Annotated in this window: 18 protein-coding genes; 9 read left to right on the top strand and 9 right to left on the bottom strand. The window is 71.6% G+C overall.

The window, feature by feature from the left end; translation table 11 throughout:
- Nucleotides 1-3 precede the first annotated feature (3 nt).
- A complete protein-coding gene (locus tag WH85_RS32875; RefSeq protein ID WP_045745966.1) occupies nucleotides 4-1,302 on the top strand; it encodes a DUF58 domain-containing protein in 1,299 nt (432 codons plus the stop codon).
- Nucleotides 1,299-3,761, top strand: a complete 2,463-nt coding sequence (locus tag WH85_RS32870; protein ID WP_045745965.1) for a transglutaminase TgpA family protein — start codon at nucleotides 1,299-1,301, stop codon at nucleotides 3,759-3,761. Before WH85_RS32875 ends, WH85_RS32870 begins: the two co-directional genes overlap by 4 nt.
- Nucleotides 3,762-4,173: 412 nt before the next feature.
- On the opposite strand, the gene WH85_RS32865 is transcribed toward WH85_RS32870, so the two are convergent.
- The 8 genes from WH85_RS32865 to WH85_RS32830 form a co-directional block, all read right to left on the bottom strand.
- A complete protein-coding gene (locus tag WH85_RS32865) occupies nucleotides 4,174-4,563 on the bottom strand; it encodes a DUF3040 domain-containing protein (protein WP_045745964.1) in 390 nt (129 codons plus the stop codon).
- Between the two features lie 297 nt (nucleotides 4,564-4,860).
- Nucleotides 4,861-6,030 (bottom strand): alkaline phosphatase family protein, encoded by a 1,170-nt coding sequence (locus WH85_RS32860; protein ID WP_083449430.1) that lies wholly within the window; start codon nucleotides 6,028-6,030, stop codon nucleotides 4,861-4,863.
- 2 nt (nucleotides 6,031-6,032) lie between these two features.
- The gene (locus WH85_RS32855) at nucleotides 6,033-6,779 is read right to left on the bottom strand and encodes a methyltransferase domain-containing protein (protein WP_045745962.1); all 747 of its coding nucleotides are present in this window, start codon (nucleotides 6,777-6,779) and stop codon (nucleotides 6,033-6,035) included.
- A gap of 28 nt (nucleotides 6,780-6,807) precedes the next feature.
- Entirely contained in the window at nucleotides 6,808-7,179 is a 372-nt protein-coding gene (locus WH85_RS32850) for an SSI family serine proteinase inhibitor (RefSeq protein WP_245674194.1), read from the bottom strand.
- A gap of 32 nt (nucleotides 7,180-7,211) precedes the next feature.
- Entirely contained in the window at nucleotides 7,212-10,496 is a 3,285-nt protein-coding gene (locus WH85_RS32845) for an error-prone DNA polymerase (protein WP_045745960.1), read from the bottom strand.
- A gap of 12 nt (nucleotides 10,497-10,508) precedes the next feature.
- Complete coding sequence (locus WH85_RS32840) at nucleotides 10,509-12,233, bottom strand: DNA polymerase Y family protein (RefSeq protein ID WP_045745959.1); 1,725 nt, start codon at nucleotides 12,231-12,233, stop codon at nucleotides 10,509-10,511.
- The gene (locus WH85_RS48260; protein WP_245674193.1) at nucleotides 12,233-13,186 is read right to left on the bottom strand and encodes a hypothetical protein; all 954 of its coding nucleotides are present in this window, start codon (nucleotides 13,184-13,186) and stop codon (nucleotides 12,233-12,235) included. Before WH85_RS48260 ends, WH85_RS32840 begins: the two co-directional genes overlap by 1 nt.
- A gap of 730 nt (nucleotides 13,187-13,916) precedes the next feature.
- A complete protein-coding gene (locus WH85_RS32830) occupies nucleotides 13,917-14,318 on the bottom strand; it encodes an SAV_6107 family HEPN domain-containing protein (protein WP_045745958.1) in 402 nt (133 codons plus the stop codon).
- Between the two features lie 19 nt (nucleotides 14,319-14,337).
- Here WH85_RS32830 and WH85_RS32825 point away from each other — a divergent pair, with 19 nt between their 5' ends.
- Nucleotides 14,338-14,541, top strand: coding sequence for a hypothetical protein (locus WH85_RS32825; RefSeq protein ID WP_157411359.1), 204 nt, complete (start codon nucleotides 14,338-14,340; stop codon nucleotides 14,539-14,541).
- A 761-nt stretch (nucleotides 14,542-15,302) separates the two neighbouring features.
- Here WH85_RS32825 and WH85_RS32820 read toward each other — a convergent pair.
- Nucleotides 15,303-16,259 (bottom strand): ArsR/SmtB family transcription factor, encoded by a 957-nt coding sequence (locus tag WH85_RS32820; protein WP_045745956.1) that lies wholly within the window; start codon nucleotides 16,257-16,259, stop codon nucleotides 15,303-15,305.
- A gap of 70 nt (nucleotides 16,260-16,329) precedes the next feature.
- Between WH85_RS32820 and WH85_RS32815 the strand changes: the two genes are divergently transcribed.
- The 6 genes from WH85_RS32815 to WH85_RS32790 all read left to right on the top strand — a co-directional run bounded on the left by WH85_RS32815 (nucleotide 16,330) and on the right by WH85_RS32790 (nucleotide 22,407).
- Nucleotides 16,330-17,793: an MFS transporter gene (locus WH85_RS32815; RefSeq protein WP_245674192.1), complete on the top strand. Its 1,464-nt coding sequence runs from the start codon at nucleotides 16,330-16,332 to the stop codon at nucleotides 17,791-17,793.
- Between the two features lie 109 nt (nucleotides 17,794-17,902).
- Nucleotides 17,903-18,898 carry an SDR family NAD(P)-dependent oxidoreductase gene (locus WH85_RS32810; RefSeq protein ID WP_083449429.1) on the top strand — a complete coding sequence of 332 codons (996 nt, stop codon included), beginning with the start codon at nucleotides 17,903-17,905 and terminating at the stop codon, nucleotides 18,896-18,898.
- A 332-nt stretch (nucleotides 18,899-19,230) separates the two neighbouring features.
- The gene (locus WH85_RS32805) at nucleotides 19,231-19,854 is read left to right on the top strand and encodes a monooxygenase (protein ID WP_245674196.1); all 624 of its coding nucleotides are present in this window, start codon (nucleotides 19,231-19,233) and stop codon (nucleotides 19,852-19,854) included.
- On the top strand, nucleotides 19,851-20,423 hold the full coding sequence (locus tag WH85_RS32800; protein ID WP_045745955.1) for a GNAT family N-acetyltransferase: 573 nt from the start codon (nucleotides 19,851-19,853) through the stop codon (nucleotides 20,421-20,423). The genes WH85_RS32805 and WH85_RS32800 overlap by 4 nt, the downstream gene beginning before the upstream one ends.
- Entirely contained in the window at nucleotides 20,420-21,298 is an 879-nt protein-coding gene (locus WH85_RS32795) for a carotenoid biosynthesis protein (RefSeq protein ID WP_083449428.1), read from the top strand. The genes WH85_RS32800 and WH85_RS32795 overlap by 4 nt, the downstream gene beginning before the upstream one ends.
- Nucleotides 21,295-22,407, top strand: a complete 1,113-nt coding sequence (locus WH85_RS32790) for a glycosyltransferase family 2 protein (RefSeq protein WP_045745954.1) — start codon at nucleotides 21,295-21,297, stop codon at nucleotides 22,405-22,407. The genes WH85_RS32795 and WH85_RS32790 overlap by 4 nt, the downstream gene beginning before the upstream one ends.
- Nucleotides 22,408-22,477: the final 70 nt, after the last annotated feature.

Here is a 22,477-nt window from a genome sequence, read left to right as displayed (position 1 = left end):
CCTATGCGAGAGGCGCTGCGGGGGCTCACCACGCGCGGCCGCTCGTTCCTCGCCGCCGCGGTCGCCGCGTCCATCTCGGCGATCATCCTCGGCGAGCGTGACCTGCTGCGGGTCTCCGTGCTGCTCGCTGCCCTGCCGCTGCTCGCCGCGTGGTACGTGGGACGCAGCCGGTACCGCCTGGCGTGCTCCCGGTCGCTGGACCCGGGCCGCGCCCCGGTCGGTTCCAGCGCGCGGGTGATCCTGCGCCTGCAGAACGTGTCCCGGCTGCCCACCGGCACCATGCTGCTGGAGGACCGGTTGCCGTACGCGCTCGGCAGCCGTCCCCGGGTGGTGCTCGAACGGCTCGGCGCGCACCAGGCCAGTTCGGTGGCGTACACCGTGCGGGCCGACGTGCGCGGGCGTTACCCGATCGGCCCGCTGGTCGTCCGGCTGACCGACCCGTTCGGGCTGTGCGAGCTGACCCGTTCCTTCCCCAGTGTCGACCAGTTGACCGTGATCCCGCAGGTCACCGCGCTGCCCCTGGTGCGGCTGGCCGGCGAGTACGCGGGGACCGGCGACAGCCGGGCCCGTTCGGTGGCGGTGCACGGCGAGGACGACGCGGCCACCCGGGAGTACCGCCGGGGCGACGACCTGCGCCGGGTGCACTGGCGGTCGACCGCCCGGACCGGCGAGCTGATGGTGCGCCGGGAGGAACAGCCCTGGGAGAGCCGGGCCACCGTCGTGCTCGACACCCGGCTCACCGCACACCGCGGTGAGGGGCCGACCGCCAGCTTCGAGTGGGCCGTCGCGGCCGCCGCCAGCATCGCGGTGCACCTGCGGCAGAACGGCTACAAACTGCGGTTGGTGACCGGCACCGGCGTCGACATCGACGCGATCGAGGCCGGCGGGGAAGGACTGATCCTGGACACCCTGGCCGACGTCAAGCTGACCGCCGAGGGCGACCTGTCGACCCTGGTCCAGCACGTGCGTCACCGGTCCGACGGCGGGCTGGTGATCGGATTGTTCGGCACCCTCACCCTCGCCGAGGCGGAACTGCTCGGCCAGCTGCGCGCCAACGGTGCCAGTTGCATCGGCTTCGCCGTCGACAGCTCCACCTGGACGCCGCTGTCCGACAGCGACCGTGAGGCCGCCGACCGGGACCACGGCGCCGCCTCCCTGGCCATGGTGCGCAGCGGATGGCGGTCGGTGCCGGTCCGGCACGGCGACACACTGGCCGCGATCTGGCCGGCCGTCAGCCGCGGCTCGCAGGGCTTCGCCTACCGCGCGCCGATGGCCGAGACCGTGAACGGGGTGAACCGATGACCGGCAGGCGACGTCTCGGCATGGTGGCGGCGGCGGCCACCCTGCTCTCCGCCGCGCCCCTGTCCTCGATCTTCGAATCGTGGACCTGGCTGCTGCAGTGCACCCTCACCGTGCTGATGATCGCCGGGGCCGCGGTCGGGGCACGGACCCTGCGGTTCCCCACCTGGGCGCAGACCCTCAGCATGATCGTCGCGCTGGCGCTGGCGCTCACCTGGATCTTCCCCAGCGGCAAGGAGATCCTGATCCCCCAGCCCGCCACGCTCGGGCACTTCCTCGACCTGTTCCGGCAGGCCGGCGAGGACACCCGGGCGTACGGGGTGCCGGTTCCGGACCGCGACGGCCTGCTCTTCGTCGCCGTTCTCGGCATCGGCGTGGTGGCGATCGCGGTCGACCTGCTGACCGCGGTGTTCCGCCGTCCGGCCCTGGCCGGCCTGCCGATGCTGGCGATCTACTCGATCCCGGTCGCCGTCTACCTCGACAGCGTCCCGGTGCTGCCGTTCATCGTCGGCGCCTGCGGATACATGTGGCTGCTGGTCGCCGACAACGTCGACCGGGTCCGCCGGTTCGGCCGCCGGTTCACCGGCGACGGACGCGACGTGGACGTCTGGGAACCGTCCCCACTGGCCGCGGCCGGCCGCCGGATCGGTGTGCTCGGCGTGATCGTCGCGGTGCTGCTGCCCCTCGCGGTGCCGACCGTCAGCGGCGGCCTGCTGTCCCAGCTCACCCAGGCCGGCTCCGGGGCCGGGCTCGGCTCGGGCACCGGCAGCAACGGGCGGATCAACCTGTTCGCCTCGCTCAGCGGGCAGCTCACCCAGAACGCCACGATCAACCTGCTCAAGGTCACCACGAACGAACCGGACCCGTTCTACCTACGGTTCGGGGTGGCCGAGGCGCTGACCGACGAGGGCTTCGGCAACCAGACACCGAAGGGCAACTCGCTGTCGCGGGGACTGCCCGACCCGCGTCAGCTGGCCGCCAGCAGTCAGGCCAACTACTTCGCGTACCGGGCCGAGATCGAGGTCAGTGGCGACCTGCGGCAGAGCATGGCACCGCTGTACACGTACCCGACCGGCGTCCAGAACATCAACGGCAACTGGGCGTACGACTCGTCGCAGCAGGTCCTGTTCGCGGCCCGGACGACGACCAGCGAGCAGAAGTACACGATCGACTACCTGCGTCCCCGGTTCACCGCCGCCGAGTTGCGCACCGCCGAAGCGCTGCCCCGCAACGACCCGCTGCGGCAGTACACCGCCGCGCCCGACGACGCGGTCGTGAAGGCGCAGGTCGAAGAGCTGATCGCGGGCAAGAAGACCGAATACGACAAGGTCCGGGCGATCTACGGGTTCTTCTCCGCGGACAACGGGTTCAAGTACAGCCTGTCGACCCAGACCAGCGGGGCGGCCTCGGAGATCGCGACGTTCCTGAACACCCGGACCGGCTACTGCCAGCAGTACGCGGCCGCGATGGCGTGGATGGTCCGCGAGGCCGGCATCCCGGCCCGTGTCGCCTTCGGGTTCACCCGGGGCACCTCGCTGGGCAACGGCGTCTACCAGATCACCAACCGCAACGCGCACGCCTGGACCGAGGTCTACCTCGACGGCTTCGGCTGGGTGCCGTTCGACGCCACGCCGGCCGGCGGGGTGGCCGGATCGGCCCGCTCCTCGTGGGCGCCGAACGTGGACCAGGCCGAACCGAGCGCCTCCGCGTCGGCCGGCACGACCACGCCGGACGACGACTCGTCGGCGGCGCCGAACCAGCCGCAGACCCCGGACCGCAACATCGACGGCAGCAACCCGACGGCTGAGGGCGCCACCCCGGCCGACAGCGGCGCCTGGACGACGGCCCTGCTGATCGTGGCCGGGTTCGCCCTGCTCGTCGCGCTGCTCCTGGTCCCGGCGATGCTGCGGGTGCTGCAGCGGCGCCGGCGGCACGCGGCCACCGAGAGCGTGACGACGGTGGTGGCGGGCGGACCGGACGGGCAGGACGGCACCGTCTCGGACATCGTGGTCACGACCGAGTCGACCCGGGCTCGTGCGGACGCCCACGCGGCCTGGGACGAACTCATCGACACGATGGTCGACTACCAGGTGACGGTGGACCCGACTGAGACACCGCGGCTCACCGCCCAGCGCCTGATCAAGGAGTCGGAGCTGAGTGGCGACTCGGCCGAGGCGGCGACCCTGCTGGGCACCGCTGAGGAACGTGCGCGGTACGCCCGGCAGCCGATGCAGGGCGTGGAGTTGACGGCGGCGCTCGGCCGGATCCGGGCCGGGCTCGGGGAGGCGGCGACGTTCCGGGTCAAGGCCCGGGCGATGCTGCTGCCCCCGTCGGTGCTGATCGGCTGGCGGCTGGGTGCCGCCGAGGCGTTCACCCGGCTCGCCGAGCGGGCGACGACGGTCCGGGACGCGATGGTCCGGTTCAGTCCGCGGCGGTTCATGAACAAGCGCGCCACACACTGAACGGCTGAACCGAACGGTGGAGGCCGTCACCCCGGATCCGGGGTGACGGCCTCCACCGTTTCCAGCACCGGGCGCGGACGATTCGGCGGGCATGCCCCGTCACCGTGCCGGCTGGTCGGCCGACGTGAGCGCGTGTAGTCGGATTCACCTGCGCGCACAGCCGAGTGAGGCGATACGGCGAGCGCAGAGCGGACCGGCACGAGCGCGATCAGAGGCGAGCGAGCACGGGCCGGCTCAGCGGGCTGGACATGCGCGCACGATGGGGAACAAGCGCTGGGCAGCCCGGCGGGGAAGACAAGCCGTAAGAGCGGGATAAACCCGGACAAGGCTCGCAAAACGAGCGTAAGCGGAAACGACGAAAGGCGGCCGGACGGCCGCCTTCGTCGCCGGAACCCCTGGCGTCACCGCCGGGTCAGCGATGACCTTCCGGCCGCTGGCGCCACCGTTCCTCGAGCCGGTCGATCAGTCCACCCCGGCGGCCGCCCTGCCGCGTGCGCCGCGTCGCGGTGCCCCCGACCGATTTGAGGTCGGGCGCCTGGCCACGACGACGGGACTGCATCGCGAACGCCGCCGCGCCGAGCATGACCGCGAAGCCGGCCACACCGAGCGGCGTGCTCTGGCTCACCGTCCCGTAGACAACGAGGGCGAGACCCAGCACGATGACGAACGCGGCGATGATGAGCCGGCGCCGTGCGTGAAAACGCGGGTCGCTGGCCCGCACAGCCGAGGCGAACTTGGGGTCCTCGGCAAGCGACCGCTCGATCTGATCGAACAGCCGCTGCTCGTGCTCCGAGAGCGGCACGGCATTCCTCCCCGGGCGCATGTCCGGCTCCGTGGTGGAGCCGGTGGTGGTGCAGGTGTGATGATGCGGGGCAGCCGTCGGCTGCCTTACCACGCAAGTCTACGAGCGGGTCGGCGGGTCGGAAAGCGGGACGACCGCCGAGTGCGGGTGATTTTCCGTGCTCCGAAGATCGGTTCGTCCCAAAAGACCGGCTACACCGGCCGATCACCCGTACGGATGACTCCCCTCACCCGCGGTGAGCTGGCTTGACGCATGATCCCGGAAAGGGCTCGCCGATCGACCGGCCCGGATGGGTCGTCATCGTACGATGAGCAGCGGAACCGTCATTTCGGCGGCGGTGACGGACCCGTGGTACGCGACCAACCGCCCCACCTTCTCCGGTTCCCATCCGGTGGCGAGCGCCAGCTCCCTCCCCCGGCAGATGATCACCACGTCACCGATCCGGTCGGCGTGCGCCGCGGGCACCGGACCGAACCAGCCCTCGTCGATCACCTGGTCCCGGGAGAGCACCAGAGAATCCGAGAGCGCGCGCCAGGTCTCCAGCACGCCGTCCCGGGCGCCCGGCGCCGTGTGGAGGTACCGGACCCGGGGCTCCCCGGCCACCCCCGTCACCCCGTCGGCCAGCGCCGGCGTGGTGGCCATGTCGAGACGGCCCTCCGCCGGCACGTTCAGCTGACCGTGGTCGGCGACCACCAGCAGCGCCGCACCCGGCGGCAGACCGTGGGCCAGTTCGTCGAGCAGCCGGTCCACACCCCGGGCCGCCTCCTGCCAGGTCGGCGAACCGACCCCGTCCTCGTGCCCGTAGTGGTCGAGGTCCGGGTGGTAGCCGTACACCAGCGCGGGCCCGGTCGCCGCCCGCAGCGCCGCCAGCATTCCGGCGGCCACCGCCGGACCGTCGGCCGCGCCGATGTAGACGCCGCCCCGGTTCGCCGCCAGGCTCAGCCCGCTGCCCTCGAAGGCGGGCCGGCTCACCACGCTGACCGCCACGCCGGCCGCCGACGCCCGTTCCATCCAGGTCGGCACCGGCTGCCAGAGCCGCGGGTCCGGGTCGTCGCCCCAGGAGATGTGGGTGAGCACGCCGCCGTCCGGCCGGCGGACCGTGAACCCGAGGATGCCGTGTTCCCCCGGCGGCACTCCGGCACCGAGGGTGACCAGGCTGACCGGGGTGGTCGAGGGGAAACCCGCGGTCAGCGTCCCGGCGTGGCCGCGTCCACCGGCGGCCAGGTCGGCCAGCACCGGGGCGAGGGGCGCCATCAGCGGCAGCTGGTAGGCGCCCATGCCGTCGACGAGCAGCACCGCGACCTTGGTGATCTCGTCGAGACGGGCGCCGAGACCGAGCACGTCCTCCGCGCCCGGGACGTTCAGCACCGCGCACACGCTGGGCAGCAGATCGGCCAGGCTGCCGGTGCCGTAGGCGGGCGCCACGGTCCGCAGCGCGTCGGGGTGCAGACCGTCGTCGAAAGTCATGATCAGGCCGGCCGCCGGGCGAACAGGTGAACCTGGGAGGCGATGTCCCGGAACGGGCTGAGGGAGCTGAGGGCCGTCTCCAGTTCGAGCACCGCCTGCGGGTCCTCCTCGATCACCGCGGCCGGCAGCAGGTCCGCGAACACGCGTACCCCATGGGTGGCCTCGACCTGAAGTCCCGCGGCCGTGAGCAGGTCGCCGGCGCTCGTCGCGTCGTAGCGGCGCAGCAGCGTGTCGCGCGGACCGGCCCGGCCGGCCGGATCGGTGACCAGCGCGGACGCCGCCCGCAGCTGGCCGTTGACGGCCCGGTTCAGGACGGCGGCCGCACGGTTGGCCACCAGCAGGCTCACCGCGCCGCCGGGCCGCAACGCGGCGGTGATCGCGGCGAGCACGCCGGTCGGGTCGTCGACGATCTCGAGGACCGAGTGGCAGAGGATCAGGTCGGCGCTGCCCGGCGCGACCAGGCCGGCGAGCGCGTCGCCGTCGCCCTGCACCGCGGTGATCCGGTCGGCCACCCCGGCGTCGGCGGCGCGCCGGGTCAGCGCGGCGAGCGCGTCGGGGCTGGCGTCGATCACCGTGACGGCGTGCCCGGCCTCGGCGAGGGGCACCGCGAAGCCACCGGTGCCGCCGCCGACGTCGAGCACGGTCAGCTCGCGTCCGGCGTGCCGCTCCAGCTCAGCTCGGAGGACGGTCCAGACCGCCGCGGTGCGGGCCGTGACGAGCGGGCGTGCCGTGCGCGCAGAAGTTTCCACCCGAGCAGACTAACGGCCGTCCCATTCTCTAGAACGTGAAGAGGACCCCGGTGGCGCGGTTCATCTCGCAGGTGTTGCCGTAGGTCCGCTCCCACGCCACCGTTCTGCCTCGCCAGCTGCCGGCCAGCTGGGCGGTGACCGGTTGATAGAGCATCATGCACATGGTGGGGTCGGCCTCGCGTTTGTCCGGATCGGCGCCGGTACGCGCGAGTTCGGCACACGCCTCGGCGGCCCGGGGATGGGCGCCGCCGACCGGGTCGCAGGTCAGTCTGACCGCGGTGGCGTACCCCGCCTTGGCCATGTAGGTGAGGGTGATCTGGGACTTCTCGGCGGCGGCGGCCGGCGAGGCCGGGCCCACCAGGGCTGCGGCCGCCGCGACGAGGACTATCGGAGTTCGCATCATGCTGCACGATAAGCCTCCTACCGTTCTTATCACCGGAAATCACGAGAAGTCGGACTTACTGGTGGCGTCACCGCGTCCAGCCGGTCCGCCACCAGGTTGAACACCCCCTCGGCCTTCTCCAGACGCCCCCGCACCAGCAGCGCCGTACTGGTCCGCGCCACCCGCCGGTAGCGCTGCCACAACCCGGGCGAACAGGTCACGTTCAGCATCCCGGTCTCGTCCTCCAGGTTCACGAAGGTCACCCCGCCCGCGGTGGCCGGCCGCTGCCGGTGCGTGACGATCCCGCCGACCCGGATCCGGGTGCCCGCCTCGGTACCGCCGAGCTGGTCGATCGGCAGCGCCCCGGCCCGCGTGAGGTCGTCCCGGATGAACCGGGCCGGATGCGTGTCCGGCGACAATCCGGTCGCCCACACGTCCGCGACCAGGACATCCACGTCACTCATGCCGGGCAGCATGGGCGCCTCGACACCGGTCACCGTGCCGGGGAGACGGTCCGGTTTGTCCTGGGCGGCGGCTCCGGCGGCCCACAGCGCCTCCCGGCGGGAGAGGCCGAAGCCCGCGAAGGCGTCGGCGGTGGCGAGCGCCTCGAGCTGCGCGGTGGAGCATCCGGTACGCCGTGCGAGATCCGTCATTGACCGATACGGACCACGGTTGTCCCGTTCCTCCTCGATCCTTGCGGCGAGCTCTGCTCCGATCGTACGAATAGCGGAGAGACCTTGCCGGACGGCCGGTCCGCGCAGCCCCCAGGCGTGCGGAGGTTCCCCGGCCGCGGATCTTCGCCGGCTCTCCGGTGTGCTCTCCAGGACCGCCGCGGCGTCGCTGAGGTTGATGTCCGGCCGCCGCACCTCGACACCGTGCCGCCGCGCGTCGTCGACCAGCGTCTGCGGCGAGTAGAAGCCCATCGGCTGCGCGTTGAGCAGGGCCGCACAGAACGCCGCGGGGTGGTAGCGCTTGAGCCATGCGCTCGCGTACACCAGATAGGCGAAGCTCATCGCGTGGCTCTCCGGAAAGCCGTAACTGGCGAACGCGGAGAGCTTGTGGAACAGATCGTCGGCCAGCGCGCCGGTGATCCCGTTGCCTGCCATGCCCTCGTAAAGTCTGTTTCTGATCCTCTCCATCCGTTCCGCCGAGCGCTTCGAACCCATCGCCCGGCGCAGCTGGTCGGCCTCCGACGGGTCAAAACCGGCCACATCGATCGCCAACTGCATCAGCTGCTCCTGGAAGAGCGGCACCCCCAGGGTCTTGGCCAGGGCGTTCTCCATGCGCGGGTGCGGCACGGCGGGTTTCTCCAGGCCGTTCTTCCTTCGGATGTACGGGTGAACCGACCCGCCCTGGATCGGCCCCGGCCTGATCAGCGCCACCTCGATGACCAGGTCGTAGAAGACGCGGGGTTTGAGGCGGGGCAGCGTGGCCATCTGCGCGCGGCTCTCCACCTGGAAGACGCCGACCGAGTCCGCGCGGCAGAGCATCTCGTAGACCTCGTCGTCGTCGAGCGGCATCGTGGCGATGTCCAGCTCGTCGTCGATCATGTCGTAGGCGTAGTGCAGCGCGGACAGCATGCCCAGCCCGAGCAGGTCGAACTTGACCAGGTCGACGGCGGCGCAGTCGTCCTTGTCCCACTGCAGGACGCTGCGGTTCGGCATCCGGCCCCACTCCACCGGGCAGACCTCGATGATCGGCCGGTCGCAGATGACCATGCCGCCGGAGTGGATGCCGAGGTGCCGCGGGAAGTCCTGGACCGCGTTGGCGGCTTCGACCACCTGGTCCGGGATGTCCTCGGCGGTCGCCACGTCACCCCAGCGGTCGATCTGCTTGCTCCACGCGTCCTGCTGGCCCGGGGAGAATCCGAACGCCCGCGCCATGTCGCGTACCGCCGACCGGGGCCGGTACGCGATGACGTTGGCGACCTGGGCGGTGTGCTCCCGCCCGTACTTGCGGTAGACGTGCTGGATCACCTCCTCCCGCCGGTCGGACTCGATGTCGACGTCGATGTCCGGTGGGCCGTCCCGCTCCGGCGCCAGGAACCGTTCGAAGAGCAGGCCATACCGGACCGCGTCGACATTCGTGATGAACAGGGCGTAGCAGACGGCCGAGTTGGCCGCCGACCCACGACCCTGGCAGTAGATCCGGTTCTCCCGGCAGAACCGCACGATGTCGTGGACGACCAGGAAGTAACCCGGGAACCCCAGCTCCTCGATCATCCGGAGTTCGTACTCCAGCTGCTCGTAGGCCTTCCGCTCCCCGCCGGGATAGCGCTCCCGGGCACCGCGCATGGTCAGCTCCCGCAGCCAGCTCATCTCGGTGTGCCCGTCCGGCACCGGACAGTCGGGCAGCCGCGGCGCCACCAGGTCCAGATCGAAGGACAGGTCCTCGCCGTACATCGCGGCGTTCGCCACCGCACCCGGATAGTCCCGGAACCGGCGGGCCATCTCGTCCCCGCTGCGCAGATGGGCGGCGCCGGCCGCGGGCAGCCAACCGTCCATGTCGTCCAGGCTGCGCCGGGCCCGGACCGCGGCGAGAGCCGTGGCCAGCCGGCGACGGGACGGCGTCGCATAGTGCACGTTGTTGGTGGCGACCACCTCCAGCCGGCGGCTCCTGGCCAGCGCGGCCAACGCGTCGTTGCGGTCCTCGTCGTACGGGTCGCCGTGGTCGGTCAACTCGACGGCCACGTTCGGGGCGCCGAACAGCGCCACGAGACGGTCCAGCTCCCGGGCCGCCGCCTCGACACCACAGGTGGCCAGAGCCGCCGGGACGATCCCCTTACGACAGCCGGTCAGCACCAGCACGTGATCCCGGAGCACCTCGGCGATCTGCTCCGGATCGCCGTAGTCGGGACGTCCCTTCTCACCACCGCGCAGCTGCGCCTGGGAGATCACCCGGGCCAGGCGGGCGTACCCCTCATGGCCGTGCGCCAGAGCGAGCAGGTGCAGGCCCTCCGGATCCGGCTCGCCGTTCTGCGGACGGGACAGTCCCAGCGACAACTCGGCGCCGAAAATCGTGGGAAGCCCCAGTTCACGAGCCGCCTGGGAAAACCGCACCACCCCGTAGAAGCCGTCATGATCGGTCACCGCCAGCCCGGTCAGGCCCAGCCGCGCCGCCTCCTCGGCCAGCTCCTCGGGATGACTGGCGCCGTCCAGGAAACTGAAATTGGTGTGGCAGTGCAGTTCCGCGTAGGCGGTACTGCTCTCCGACCGGATCAGTGCCGGGCTCTTCCGGTACGGCTCCCGCTTGTGCGTCCAGGCCGGGGCGTCACCGCCGTCGCCGAGCGCCCTCTCCAGATCACGCCACGGCACCGCCGGATTGTGAAAACTCATCGCCGAACCCGCTCAGTCATAGATCGCCTCCACCAGCCACCGGCCGCCGTCGAGCGAGACCAGCAGCGCCCGCCCGTCGTCCAGCACCATCTGAAAACGCGCCCGCCGCCGGGCCTCGTCCTGCGCCCACCAGCGCTCGTCCACCGGCCACGGACCCGCCCAACCGGTGATCGCCATCGGTCGTCCACGATCGAGAGCCAGGGTGGCGGGCGCCTCGGTCACCTCGAGCCGGGCGCTGACACCGACCGGTCGGCCCGCGCCGTCGAGAACCGTTGCTGGCAACGGGCTGGGCAGCACGACCGCGGGCGCCGGGCGCGGCAGACGGCCCGGCCACGGGGGCAGCACGACGGCCCGGCCCCGGCCCCGCTTGCGGCGCACCTTGACCCGGACGCCGATCTCGCCCTGTTCCTTCGTCTCCCGGTTCTCGGCGCTGCCGATGATGAACAGAGGCGGACTCGTCGCCCGGTCCAGTACCGGCACGGTGGCCACTCCCGGCACCGGCTCCGACGACTCCGCGCCCTCCCGTACCGGCACCCGCTCGTCACCCCACGGCACCAGTCGCACCTGGTCGTCCGCCGACCGACCGCCACTCAACACCGGCGTGACCACGGACTCCGGCCCGAGGAGACCCTGCACCCGGCTGAACGCCCGATGCGCCCGGTCACGCTCCGTACCGGTGTCTCCCCAGAGGCCCGGCTGCAGCCCGACATGCGCCAACACCCCGTCCGGCACCAGCCGCAACCGGACAAGCCCCGCCGTGGGACGCTCCGGTCCACGGCGCCGCGCCCCGGTCAGCCAGCCGTCCAGTTGCCAGCGCACCCGTTCGGCGATGGCCGCCGCGGTGAGCAGGCCGTCATGCCGCCACACCCGGCACAACTCCTGACCGTCCGCGGTCACCGCCTCCACCCCGAGCCGCGTACAGGCCAACCCGTACGCGGCCAGCCGGTCATGAACCCTTTCGGCCAGGGCCCGGCCCGCGAACGCCGCCACGTCCACCCGGTCCAGCGGCTCGTCGTACGTCTCCTCGACGGTCAGATCCACCGGCGGCCGTCGCACCGCAAGCGGCCGATGATCCGCCCCGGACGCCAGCCGATGCGACAACGCCCCGTCGAACCCGAACCGGTTCAGCACGTCCCCGGCCGGCAACGCAGCGAACTCGCCGAGCGTCTTCACCCCCAGCCGGTGCAGCAGGTCGGTCAGCTGCGGCCTCTCCAAAGCCTCCAGGGGTACGCGGTGAAGAAAGTCAGGTGTCTCCCCCGCCGCCACGACCCGCCCGGTCCGCGCCGCGATCCCGGCCGCGAACACGCCATCCGCGACCCCGACCTGCGCCTCCACCGCGCACGCCTGCGCCACCTGCTCCACGATCCGTTCGGCCGCGGCCTCCTCCCCGCCGAAATACCGGGCCGGGCCGCGCGCCGCCGCCGCACAGGCACCCGGCCGGATCACCTCGACGCCGGCCACCACCTCCTCGACGGCGGCCACCACCGGCTCGAACGCCCGGGCGTCCCGCACCGGATCGTGCTCCACGACGATCAGCCGGGGACACCGGCCCTGCGCCTCCCGTCGGCGCAGCCCCCGCCGTACCCCCTCCCGCCGGGCAGCATCGGAGCAGGCCACGACCCGGTTGGCGGCGAACACCGCGACCGGCGCGTCAGCCGGGATCCCGTCCACGATCTCCGCGGCGACGACCGGCCAGTCCGGGCACCACACCAGCAACATCCGCGCGGCCGTCTCCATCAGATCTCCCCGCTTCTCGCGCCGGGAACCGCTCTGGTCCCGGGCACCGCTCCCGCCCCGGACACCGCTCCCGCCCCGGACACCGCTTTCGCCCCGAGTACCGCTCCCGCTCCGGACACCGCTTTCGTCCCGGGCACCACGGTGAGTCGCCCGCGCCCGGTCCCGGCCGGCTCCGACCGGACCGTGACCCCGGGCATCCACATGGTCATCTCCCGCGGCCGGGCGGCCGCGCCCCTGCCCCGGGCCACCACGGTGACCTCCCGGCGCCGAAGACGCCCCCGGCCCGTTCCGATCCCCTCCCACTGCCCGGAGCTGACCTCCAACGTCACGTCCGCCCCGGCCCAGTCCCCGAACGGCACCAGCACACATCCGCGCTGCCGGGCCCGGGCCGCCAGCCGACCGGCCACCGCGCCGGGCACCGGCCCGGGAACAGCCGCCACCACCACGTCCACCCCGTCGATCAGAGCCGCCACCACAGTCGGCCACTCCGTCCCCGGCTCCGGCACCAGAGCCAGCCGTTCCAGCACGACGCCACTCTCAGCCGCGGCCAGCGCCCCCAACTCCGGCACCCCGACGACGGCACACCACGCTCCGGCCCGGGACGCGGCGGCCAGCAACGACAGCATCAGCGAGGTACCTCCACCGGCGTCGGTGGCCCGCTCCCGCACGGAGGCCAACGCCGCCACCCGGGAACCCCGCAGCCCGCCCTCAGGTTTCCGCCAGCCGTCCGCCCCCGCCTCACGACGGTTCTGCCGACCGCTGAGCGTCAAGCTGTTCTTCCCGCCGTACGCCACAGCCACCGTGCTCCCCCGGCGAAGCCCCTGCCCAGGCAGTAGCCCACCCAGCTCGGGCGCCACCGGCAGCATCCGGTGCACACCCGTCTCGTCACTTCCGGTAGCCGGCCGCACCAACTCCGTCAGGGCCACCGCACTGCCGATCATGCGCCCCGCCACGTCCCCGCCCCGTTCCGCATCTCCCCGCTCACCACCCACCTACCGCCGCTGAGGTGTGCCGAAGCCCAAAGCAACCGGATCACCCGGCGGCCGCCCCACCGACGAGCACGGCTCCCGGATCCGGATTCAGACCACGTTCACCGCCACGACGAAGCAGGACCACCCGTCGGACAGTCACCACACCGACGAAGCGAAGCCACCCGTCCTGAACGGGCCACCACAACGAAGCGAAGCCACCCTCTGCGGGCGTTCGCCGCCGCAGCGAGGTGATGCCGCCCCTCTCGGAAGCTCACTGTCACGACACGGCGAAGTCACACACCGCCGAAGTCCAGCGCGAGCTCGGAGCCGAGGACGGTCACCACGGCCGGTTGCAGGGACTGTCCCGCTCGCGGTGGGCGCGACGACCGCTGCCCGACTGCCCACAGACACGCCGCTGTCTTTCACGTAACCGGCAGACACTCCCCGCCGACGGCAGAAGCGGTGACCACCGCCCGTCCGTCCACAGGCACAACGTCAACCGCCCGGCAACCAGCAGACGGCGTCCACTTGTCGGAAGAGATGACAGTGGCAGAGGAGATGACGACCGCCTGGCTGTCCGTAGATGTAACGCTGACTGCCCGGCAGCCGACAGACGCCGCTCTGTTGATCGCAGGCGTGACGGCGGCTGTCAGGTTGTCCGCGGGTGCGGTTCGGCTGAGGGCCGGCTGCGACCGGGAACATCCCCACCCGGTCACGCGGCCAGTGGTGGTTGGCAGGTCAGGCCCAGCGACGACTCGGCGACCGCGACGAACTGCTCGGCGGCGCGCACCAGGTCGTCCGCCTCACGGGCGCTCACCACCTGTGGGATGCCGGCCTCCGCCGCGGCGCGCTTGCCCGCACCGAGGGCGAAGTAACCCGCCCAGTCGCTGAACTCCGGAGCGACCAGCACGAGCAGCGACCACACACTGGTCGCCCGGGTGCGGCGCCCCGGCCCGGCCGGCCGGGCACGAGCAGCGAGCAGCGCGGCGGCCGCCCGCAACGCCGCCAGATGCGCCGCCGCGAACCGCAAACCGTCCGGAGTGGTGTGCACCGCCTCCTCAAGACTCTGCCGGGCGATCACCAGCAGCTGAGCGGGCGTGCGATGCGGAAGCATGTGCGCCGGCACCGCGGGAATGTCCGCCCCACCCGACCGTGACCTGTCCGCCGCGCTCGTCGGCGACACATCCTCCGAGCTGGAAGCCGACATGTCCGCCGCGCTGGACAGGGACCCGCACGCTGCACGGGCCGGCAACGCATCCATCGCCCCGGTGGGTGACATCTCCGCCACGCTGGACCGCGACATGCCCGCAGCCGTGCCGCGCACGGGGGCAGCCTGACGTGGGGAAATTGCGTTCGGGGTGGTCATCGGCTCGGCCTGAGCCGGGATGACCCCCGTCCCTGCGGGGCGCGGATCGGCCTGCGCTGGGCGCGGATCGGCCATGGGTTCGACCGGGCTCGGGACGAGCGCCGGTCCGGGAACCGTCCTGAAGCCGGGAGCCGTGCGGGCCGTTGCGGCCGTGGTGCTCGCCATGGTCGTTTCTCCTCGCCTGTTCCGCATCCGACTGGGTCGAACCGTGCCGCGGAGGAAGACGCAGCGCACACCGTTTCGCGAGATGGCGGCCGGCCGGGCATGAAGCTTCCCCACACCACACCCGGCCGGACACCGGTAGGCGGGTCCGTCGCCCGCCACCGGGGGTCGGAGGCGACGGGCGACGGCCTGCCTGATGCGAATCCGAGCCCGCGAATGCCCGGATCACGCGTGCGGCGCTTCGCGGGCGCCGCGGGCGGGAGACGAGCCGCGAAACACGCTCCCTCGCCGGAACGAACACCCTTTCGAACATCCGTTCTAACTGCCCCAGAGACTAGCACCCCCCTACGACAAAAAGGCAACCTTCAGGGCCACCTCACCGCGCCTTTTTCGAACAGATGATCGACAGCAGATCGGCCCGCCGCAGGGCTTGAGTCGGCCCCTGGGGCAGACCTCAAACTCGACATCGCACAGGGCCCCGAGACGGCCGTTCAGCACCGGCGCCGACAGCGCAGAGCCGGTGCAGAAGAGAGGAGACACCCGGTGAGGCAGACGAGCCACACGCGCGGCTCACTCCGCGGAGGCCGCCCGGACCAACGCATCCCCGGCCGCCGTCCGGGCATAGAGCACGTTCCGGCCGGCCCGCCGCCGGCCGACCAGGCCGGCTTCCAGCAACACCTTCAGATGCCGCCCGACCGATCCGAGTCCCTGCCCGGTGACCGCCACCAGCTGGCTGGTGCTCTTGGGGCGCCCGACCTCCACCAGCACCCGGGCCCGGCCCGCGCCCAGCAGACGTCCCAGTGCGCCGGGCACCGCTCGTCCAACGTCGGCGAGAAGCCCCGAGCAGCGATACATCACCGCGCAGCGGCGGCTCTCCGGCCCGTCCCACGACACCCATCCGTTGGACATGCTCACCGGGACGAAGACCAGACGCTGCCCGGAGACATCACGGGGTGGGTAATCGTATGCATTGATCTGCAAACGCCCCTGGCCCAGCCACCGCATTCCGGTACGCATCCGGCCCAGCGCGGCCTCCCACCCGCCGAGGGTGAGCTGCCGGGTGCGGGCGACCACGTCGGCTTCGAGGATGCGCCGGCGCCGGGGCCAGTCCGGTTCGACGATCCGCCGCCAGATCCAGGTCATCAGGTCGGCGGCCAGTCCGCCCAGGTCGGCGTCCTCGAGCACGGCCGGCAACGGCCCGAGGTCGGCGCGGGCCGCCACCCGGGTGGCCGCGCGCACCACCGCGACCTCCTCCTCGAACGGCCGCTCCTCGTCGCCCGCCGGGAGGGTCATGAAATCGGCCAGCCAGCGGGGCTGCACCGCGAGCTCGACAAGGGCCCGAGTCGCCGGTTCATCCGCGAGGTGAGCGAGATATGCGGGACGGTGCGCCCGCAGCCACTCACGGTCGCCGGGGTGCTCCGCCTTGTCCCAGCGCAGCAGAATCAGCGCGGCCATCGTCTCCGCCAGGGGCGACAGCACGAAACGGCTGCCGGCCAGGGTGTCGGTATCGATGCGCCACCAACCCACGGGGACCGTCCTTTCGCCGGTGCGCGAAACATTAACGGTCCGGCCGGGACGGGCAGAACACTTCCCGGCCATGCGCACCTATCGACAACTGTTCCGGACACCGGAGTTCACTCCGCTGTTCGCCGCGGCCTGCACGGGCACCGCGGCCACGACCGTGAGCGGTCTGGCCCTGGCGACGAGCGTCTACTCCCGCACCGGTTCTCCGCTGTACGCGGCGCTGAGCATGTTCGGTCCATCCGTGGCGCAGATGGCCGGCGCGATGCTGTTGCTCTCCGCGGCCGATCGGCTGCCGCCCCGGGCCGTACTGACCGGGGTGTCGCTGGCGTCCGCGACCCTGATCGCGATTCTCGCCGTTCCGGGTCTGCCGGTGCCGGCGCTCTTCATGGTGCTGCTGGCCATGGGCCTGGTGAGTTCGGTGGGTGGTGGCGCCCGGGCCGGGCTGCTGACCGAGATCGTCCCCGAGGGGGCTTACCTGCTTGGCCGGTCAGCACTGAACATCTCGGTCGGGACGATGCAGATCGTCGGTTTCGCCACGGGCGGCCTGCTGGTGTCCGCACTCACCCCGACGCAGACCCTGCTCGCCGCGGCGTGCCTGCATCTGACGGCGGCACTGGTGCTCCGGCGGGGGCTCACCCGCCGCGCTCCACGCGCGACGGGACGCCCCTCGGTGACGACGACCTGGCGGGTCAACCGTCACCTCTGGAGCATTCCCTCGGTACGCCCGGTCTACATCGGCCTGTGGCTCCCGAACGGTCTGATCGTCGGCTGCGAGGCACTGTTCGTCCCCTACGCCCCGTCGGGGGCCGGTCTGCTCCTGGCCGCGTCGGCGCTCGGCATGCTCACCGGCGACGTGCTCGCCGGGCGCTTCTTCGCTCCAGCGATCCGGGTTCGCCTGGCGCCGTTCATGCGACTACTGCTCGCCGTACCCTATCTGCCGTTTGTCCTCGGCCTTCCCCTCCCGCTCGCGGCGATGGCGGCGGCGGTAGCCGGGGTGGGTTACTGCTCCACGCTGCTGCTGCAGGAACGTCTGGTGGCCCTGACTCTGCCGGAGTTCCGTGGTCAGGCGCTCGGCCTGCACACCTCGGGCATGCTCACCATGCAGGCGATCTGCGCCGCGCTGGCCGGTTCCATCGCCGAGTGGCTCTCCCCCGCCACCACGATCACGGTGATGGCCGCCGCCTCGGTCGCGGTCACCCTGACCCTCGCCCCAGCCCTCCGCCACACCCGCCCCGCACCAGCACCAGCACCAGCACCAGACCCGACATCGGCACCGGCACAGGCGTCGGCGTCGGCGTCGGCGTCGGCGTCGGCGTCGGCGTCGGCGTCGGCGTCGGCGTCGGCGTCGGCGTCGGCGTCGGCGTCGGCGTCGGCGTCGGCACAAGTATCAGCAACGGCTGCGGCACAAGCACCGGCACCGGCACCGGCAACACAGACATTCCCCACGACCGACGCCGACCATCCCGCTCAAACCCCTCCGGCCACCACCGGCCACTCCCACTCAAATCAGGAGGTCGCCCACGCCAAGGAGGCATAGAGCTCCGTGAACAGCGGTCACGGACAACGAGACCAGCAGGTGGGGAGAGCGCGGCGAAAGGGAAAGGGCAGGGGAGGATGCGGGGGAACAGCGTTGATCAGGAGGCGGCATGGGACAGACGATCGTGGTGACCGGAGGCAGCTCCGGGGTTGGTCTCGCCGCTGCCGAACAGCTGGCCGCCCAGGGGAATGAGGTGATCATCGTCGGGCGTGACCCCGAACGTCTGGCGAACGCGGTCGCCCGGGTGACGACAGCCGCCGGTGGACGCGAACCGGTCTGGTTCCGTTGCGACTTCGACGATCTCGCCCAGGTTCGGGAGCTTGCCGATCGGCTGCTCGAGGTCTGTCCACGGATCGATGTGCTGGCCAACAACGCCGGCGGCATGGTCGAGGGCTACCACTGCACCCCGGACGGCTTCGAGGCGACCATCCAGGGCAACCATCTCGCCCCCTTCCTGCTCACCAACCTGCTGCGGGAACGTCTGCGCGGCGCCCGCGTGGTGAACACCTCGTCCCGTGCCCATCAGCGCGGACGCCCCGACCCGGAGAGGCTGGCCGGCGATCCGGCGCGGTACAGCTCCTGGCAGGCGTATTCCGGGGCGAAGGCGGCGAACATCCTCTTCACCACGGAGGCGACCCGGCGCTGGCCGGATGTGACGAGTGTGGCGTTCCATCCGGGCGTGGTCCGGACGAACTTCGGCGCGGGCCGGATCACCCGGTTCCTGTACCGGTACGCGCCGGGGCTGGTCACCGCGGAGAAAGCCGGCGGACTGCTGGCCTGGCTCAGCACCGCGCCCGAGGCGGAGTTGGTCAACGGCGGCTACTACGTGGGGCGCTCCCCGGCACGGCCATGGGCCCACGCCCGTGACGAGCACCTCGCTGTCCGGCTGTGGGCGGCAAGCGCCGAGGCCACCGGGTTACGGGAGGCGGACACCGACGCGGCCACACCACGGGCTGCTGACAGCACCGCCACGACACAACACAACACGACCACCGACACCACCGGACCGCGGGCGGCGGATGACGGCACTGCCGCGACGCCCGAAGCGAGCACCGGCACCACCCCGCTGCCGGAGGACGACGGCACCATCTCCCCAACGACATGACCATGAGAAGCGACCCGTTCCCGGAACCGAAATCGGAAGCAGAAACGGAAGCAGAAACGGAAACAGAAACGGAGAGGGCAACGAAAGAGGAAGAGGGCGCCAGACCGGCGAACAACTCGGCGGCGGAGGACACCGCAGCTGACAGCGCTGCGGGCACTGCCAACACTGCAGCGGGCACTGCCAACACTGCGGTGAGCACTGCGGCGGACAGCCCAGCCGACGATGCAACGGACTTCACGGCGGGCAGTGCGGCGGGCGGATCGGCGGGCGGATCGGCGGAACTGGTCAGGCTGCATGTCTGGCGGGTTCCTCGGCATGCCGTCGGGTCGGCCATGCTGCGGATGGCGTTCGCTCGGCAGTTGCTGCGGGAGCGGGGTGTCCGGTTCGGCAAGTTCCTCGGGACCGGCACGGGGCGGGGGTTCGGCCCCGGCGACGCGGATCTGACCCGCTATGCGGCAATCACCGTGAGCGATCATCCGGTACGGTTCCCGGAATGGGAGCGGATCGCCGTTCAGCAGGCCCACGTCGACCTGGAACCGCTGATCAGCCGGGGTGAGTGGTCCGGTCGGAGTCCGTTCCAGCCGACGGGGCGCCGGGCGTCCGGGATGGTGCTGGCGCTCACCCGGGCACGGTTGCGGCCCACTCGCGCGCTGCGGTTCTGGCAGGCCGTGCCGGCGGTCGTCCGGGAGCTCGACGCGGCACCGGGGCTCCTGGCCCGGTTCGGGGTGGGCGAGGCGCCGATCGGCTGGCAGGGGACTGTCAGCGTGTGGCGCACTGCCGCGGATCTCACCGCTTTCGCGTACCGTCAGCCGGAGCACCGAGCGGCAATCGCCCGGACCCCGGTCGATCGGTGGTATGCCGAGGAGTTGTTCGCCCGGTTCGCGGTGCTCGGCATCAGCGGCGACCGACCGGTGCTGAACTGGACAGCCGACGAAAGGGAGCACACCCCGCTATGAGGCTCGTTGCTTGGCAGCCGGACGACCTGTTACGGCGGCTCGACGACGTGGTGGCGGTGTACGGCGAGGCGATGGGTTACCGGCCGGAACTGTTGCAGACCCGCCGCGGCTACATCGGCTCGCACGCACGGCGCCCGGGTTTCCGGGCGGTCGCCACCCTCACGCCCGAGGGGCGGCTGGCCGGTTTCGGGTACGGCTACACCTCGATGTCCGGCCAGTGGTGGCACGACCAGGTGCGGTCCGCCCTCGACGAGCCGTCCCGGCAGCACTGGCTGACCGGATGTTTCGAGGTGGTCGAACTGCACGTCCGCCCGGTCGCGCAGGGCCACGGCATCGGCGCCCGTCAACTGCGGGCGCTGCTGGCCATGGCCGACGGGCGGAGCGTGCTGCTCTCCACTCCGGAGGCTGACGAGGCGGCATCGCGGGCCTGGCGGCTGTACCGGCGGTTCGGGTTCTCCGACGTGCTGCGTCACTTCATGTTCCCCGGTGACGAGCGGGCCTTCGCGATCCTCGGCCGGGAGCTGCCACTCACCGAGGACCGCGCGGTCGAAGGCGCCGTCGGCGGTTGATCGTGCGTGTCTCATGGTTCCTGCTGGGCGCCCTCGTCCTGGTGCAGATCTGCTATCCGCTGACCTCCGGTGACCTCCGTGCCGGGTTGACCGTGACGACGGTAGTACTCGGTGTCGCCGGTTCGGTGTGGCATGCCACCGTGTCCCGGGGTTTCCGGGCGACCGCCACGCTGGTCGGTGCGGCCATGCTGGGCGGGTTCGCGGTCGAGGCCGCCGGAGTGGCGACGGGTTTCCCGTTCGGCACCTACGACTACTCCGGCGAATTGGGCCCGAAACTGCTCGGCGTCCCGCTGATCATCCCGTTGGCGTGGACCTGGATGGCCTGGCCTGCCTGGCTCGCCGCGTCCCGTCTGGTCGCCGACCGTGCGGCCCGGATCGTGGTCGCCGCTGTCGGCCTGACCGCGTGGGATCTGTTCCTGGATCCGCAGATGGTGGCCGAGGGGTACTGGCGGTGGCACGCGCCGACGCCCGCACTACCCGGCCTTTCCGGCATCCCCGTCAGCAACTATCTGGGATGGCTCGGCTTCGCCCTGTTGGTGATGACGGCGATGTCCACCATCAAGAATGTCGATGTCTCCCAAAACCAGGACAGACCGATGCTCGCGTTGTGGCTCTGGACCTACTTCTCCTCGGTCCTGGCCCACGCCGTCTTCCTGCATCTGCCGCACTCCGCCCTCTGGGGAGGAATCGGCATGGGAGCCGTCGTTCTCCCCCTGCTCATCCGAGAAACAGCACGGCTCACCCGAGCACGGGCCGGGCTCGCCCCAGAAACGACGGGGCTCACCCGGGAAGCAGCAGAACGCGACCGAGGAACGGCGGGACCCACCGAAGAGACAGCGGGACCCACTCGGGAAACGGCGAGCAGACGGCCGTGACCCCCTGGCTCCTCCTCGTTCCGTTGTTGTTGCTCACCGCCCACACCGCGATCAACGCGCTCCTCCTGCGCCGGCCGCCCCGCAACGCCACCTGCGACGAGCACGTCGCCGTGCTCCTCCCCCTCCGTAACGAGGCCGACCGCCTGGCCCCCTGCCTCACCTCGCTGCTCGCTCAGCGCGGCGTGCCGAACCTGACCATCCACGTCCTGGACGACAACTCCACCGACGACACCGCCGGCCTGGTCCGCGCCATCGACGCCGCACACGGCGGCGACCGCATCCACCTGTCGACCGGAACCGCCCCGCCTCCCGGGTGGCTCGGCAAACCGCACGCCTGCCGACAGTTGGCCGCCCACGCACGGGACGCCGGCGTTCTCGTCTTCGTCGACGCCGACGTCGTTCTGGAACCGGACGCCATCGCCGGGGCGGTCGCCACACTGCGGGAATCCCGGGTGACGTTGCTTTCCGCGTACCCCAAGATCAGCGGAACCGGACGCCTGGCGCAACCGTTGCTGCAATGGTCGTGGCTCACCTTCCTGCCGCTGCGTCTCATGGAACGCTCGCGCCGCCCGTCGCTGGCAGCCGCCGGAGGTCAGTGGCTGATTGTGGACAGTGCCGGCTATCACCGGGCGGGCGGTCACGAGGCCGTCCGGGACGACATTCTGGAAGACATCGGCCTGGCCCGAGCGGTGAAACGCTCCGGCGGCCGGATCGCGCTGGCCGACGGTTCACGGCTGGCCACCTGCCAGATGTACACCTCTTGGCCGGAACTGGTCAGCGGCTACAGCAAGAGCCTGTGGGCGTCCTTCGGCTCGGCGACCGGTGCGGCCGCCGTCGTGGTCGTTCTTCTCCTGGGGTACGCGCTGCCGCTCGCCGCCATCCCCGTCACTCTCGTGGTGGACGCCGGTGGATCGGGTCCCCTCGTGGCGACCGCCGCCTACCTACTCGGCGTGACCGGCCGGATGATCAGTGCCGCCGCGACCGGTGGCCGGGTCCTCCCGGACTCCCTGGCGCATCCGATTTCGATCACCCTGTTCGCCTGGTTGACCGCACGGTCGTTCCACATGCGACGCCACGGCCGGCTGTCCTGGCGCGGACGCCAACTCTGACCGAGAACGAACAGCCCCGACAACGGCCGGCAGCCCTGATGACGGCAGCCGGACGACAGCCGGACGACCA

This window comes from Actinoplanes rectilineatus (assembly GCF_000962825.1).
GTDB lineage: Bacteria > Actinomycetota > Actinomycetes > Mycobacteriales > Micromonosporaceae > Actinoplanes > Actinoplanes rectilineatus.
The sequence above is the reverse complement of the archived record's forward strand: the minus strand, read 5'-3'. Positions and strand labels throughout refer to the sequence as shown.